The sequence below is a fragment of the Synechococcus sp. R6-10 genome, from assembly GCF_047461815.1.
Classification (GTDB): domain Bacteria; phylum Cyanobacteriota; class Cyanobacteriia; order Thermostichales; family Thermostichaceae; genus Thermostichus.
In genome coordinates this window covers 1-2501 of the sequence record NZ_JANSHW010000454.1, presented here as the reverse complement: position 1 = coordinate 2501, position 2501 = coordinate 1, and the positions used below count along the sequence as shown (strand labels likewise).

The following is a 2501-nucleotide window of genomic DNA, read 5'->3' as shown; positions in this document are numbered from 1 at the left end:
GTGTAGATGTCGGCAAACTCCTGGCCAATGTAGCCACTGCCGATAATCGCTAGGCGCTCCGGGATCCACTCCAGCCGCACCGCCTCGTCGCTGGTGAACACCGTCCGGCCATCCACCTCGATGCCAGGGGGCACAAAGGGGCGGGAGCCCGTAGCAAGAATAACATCCTGTGCCGTGTAGGTATAGGATCCCTTCTCTTCCTGGACTTCCACCTGCTGGGGTGCCACCAACTTGCCCCGCCCTCTCAGGATTGTTACCCCCAGCTTCTCCAGGGAGCGGGTCATGTCGGCGCGGATTTTCTCCACCACTTGGGCGGCATGGGCGGCAATCGCTCCCCGGTCAGCCTGGACGGATCCCACTTGGATGCCCAGCCCAGAGCTATGTTGCAGTTCCCGCAGGCGTCCGGAGGCGGCCAAGAGAGCCTTGGAGGGGATGCAGCCGCGGTTGATGCAGGTGCCGCCCATTTCTGCACCTTCGACGATGGCGGTTTTCAGGCCGGATTCGACAGCATGCAAAGCAGCGCCGTGACCGCCGACGCCGGCACCGATGATGATTACGTCAAAATCGAAGCTCATGGCGAGATTGGATAACCAGTGCCTCATTTTCTCACCTTGTTGGCCTTCCCAGAAACCTGGCTAGGGGCACCCAAGCCATGCAGTAGCATAGAGTCGCTTGTAGGCGGGTGGGGGTACACATGACACTCCAAGCTTTGATCTTCGATGTGGACGGCACGCTGGCGGACACGGAGCGGGATGGTCATCGCGTGGCCTTTAACGCTGCCTTTGCCGAGGCAGGGCTGGACTGGCACTGGTCGGTGGAGCTCTACGGCCAACTCCTGGCCATTACGGGGGGCAAAGAGCGCATTCGCCATTTCGTTGCAACCTGCCAGCCGCCGCTACCCCCTGGTGAAGATTTAAATGCCCTCATTGCCCGGCTGCACCAGGCCAAAACCCGCCACTACACTGCCCTATTGGCCCAAGGGGGGATCCCACTCCGCCCAGGGGTGAAGCGCCTCCTGCAGGAGGCCAGAGCTGCTGGGATCCGCTTGGCCATTGCCACCACCACCACGCCGGAAAATGTAACAGCCCTTTTGGAGCACGCGCTGCCGGAGAGCCTAAGCTGGTTTGAAGTGATCGCTGCCGGCGATATTGTCCCCGCCAAAAAGCCCGCCCCCGACATCTACTTCTACACCCTGGAACAGATGGGGCTGCCCCCCCAGGCCTGCCTGGCCTTTGAAGACTCGGAGAATGGGCTGCGCTCGGCCCAGCAGGCCGGTATTCCCACTGTGGTGACAGTAAACGACTATACCCGGGATCAGGATTTTTCCGGGGCAGCTTTGGTGTTGGATCACCTAGGGGATCCTGAGAATCCCTTTCGGGTGTTGGCGGGAACGGTGGGATCCCACCGCTACTTCACCCTGGAGTTGGCCCGACAGATCCATGCTCAAGTTGCCCGGTCTGGAGTGGGAAGCTCATGATGGCGTCAGATCTCCAAGACCTGCGGCAGCGCCTAGAGGCTCATCTGCAGCAAGTGGCCCAGCCCCGCGATCCCGACTGGTCGCCCCTGGGCCATCAGCAGGTGGAGCGCTACATCCAAGAGCAGCTCTCTGGCTGGGGATCCCTGGAGTCCTTCCCCTTTGAGGCCGGTGGCCGCCTGCACCGCAACTGGATCTTGAAATTGCCGGGATCCCGTTCTGGCCGCCAACCCATCCTCATCGGAGCCCACTTTGACGCTGCCCCGGCAACCCCTGGAGCAGACGACAACGCCAGCGGCATAGCGGTGTTGCTGGAATTGGCCCGCCATTTTGCCGCCAACCCTGCCCCTTCCCCCCTGTGGCTGGTGGCTTTTGACCTGGAGGAGCGGGGGATGGTGGGCAGTGGGGCTTACGCCCAGTTTCTTCAACGTCAGAGGCAATCCCTACGGCTGATGCTGTCTTTGGAAATGCTGGGCTACCGGGATCCCACCCCCGGATCCCAACGCTACCCCGCTGGCCTTGAGAAGCTCTACCCCAACCGGGGAGATTACATCGGTCTCATCGGCAACTGGCCCACCTGGGGGGATCTGCTCAAGCTGCAGCGTGATTTTCAAAAAGTGGGGATCCCTTGTTGCTGGCTGCTGGCCGGGCAGCGGGGCCTAATCCTGCCTGCCACTCGCCTGAGCGACCACTCCCCCTTTTGGGATGCGGGCTACGCCGCCGTTATGGTTACCGACACCGCCTTCTTGCGCAACCCTCACTACCACAAGCCAAGCGACACCCTCGAAACCCTAGATCAAGACTTCCTGACGGGGGTCTGCCAGGGCTTGATGGCCGGGATCCGCTCGCTGTAGCTCTTCCAAACACCACAGTCGTTCAACAACAAGTAGCGTGCGTTAAGTCCTAACTCCCCTCTCTCTGGAAGGAGGCTGGGGGTAAGGGTAGAGTTGGCATCCTCAGCTAGAAATCGCAGGAGCCCCGCACTGTACCCGTAGGGTCAGTGTCGGGAGGAATGCGGAAGTTATGA

The 2501-nt window shown here is 61.3% G+C and carries 3 protein-coding genes; 2 read left to right on the top strand and 1 reads right to left on the bottom strand.

Annotation, left to right across the window (positions count from 1 at the left end; all coding sequences use genetic code 11):
- Nucleotides 1-575 (bottom strand): FAD-dependent oxidoreductase (locus tag NW837_RS12075; protein ID WP_414331844.1); only part of this gene is annotated, 575 nt, incomplete at its 3' end.
- 119 nt (nt 576-694) lie between these two features.
- Between NW837_RS12075 and NW837_RS12070 the strand changes: the two genes are divergently transcribed.
- Both NW837_RS12070 and NW837_RS12065 read left to right on the top strand, forming a co-directional pair.
- Nucleotides 695-1477, top strand: a complete 783-nt coding sequence (locus NW837_RS12070) for an HAD family hydrolase (RefSeq protein ID WP_414331842.1) — start codon at nt 695-697, stop codon at nt 1475-1477.
- Entirely contained in the window at nt 1474-2328 is an 855-nt protein-coding gene (locus NW837_RS12065) for a M28 family peptidase (protein ID WP_414331840.1), read from the top strand. Before NW837_RS12070 ends, NW837_RS12065 begins: the two co-directional genes overlap by 4 nt.
- Nucleotides 2329-2501 lie beyond the last annotated feature (173 nt).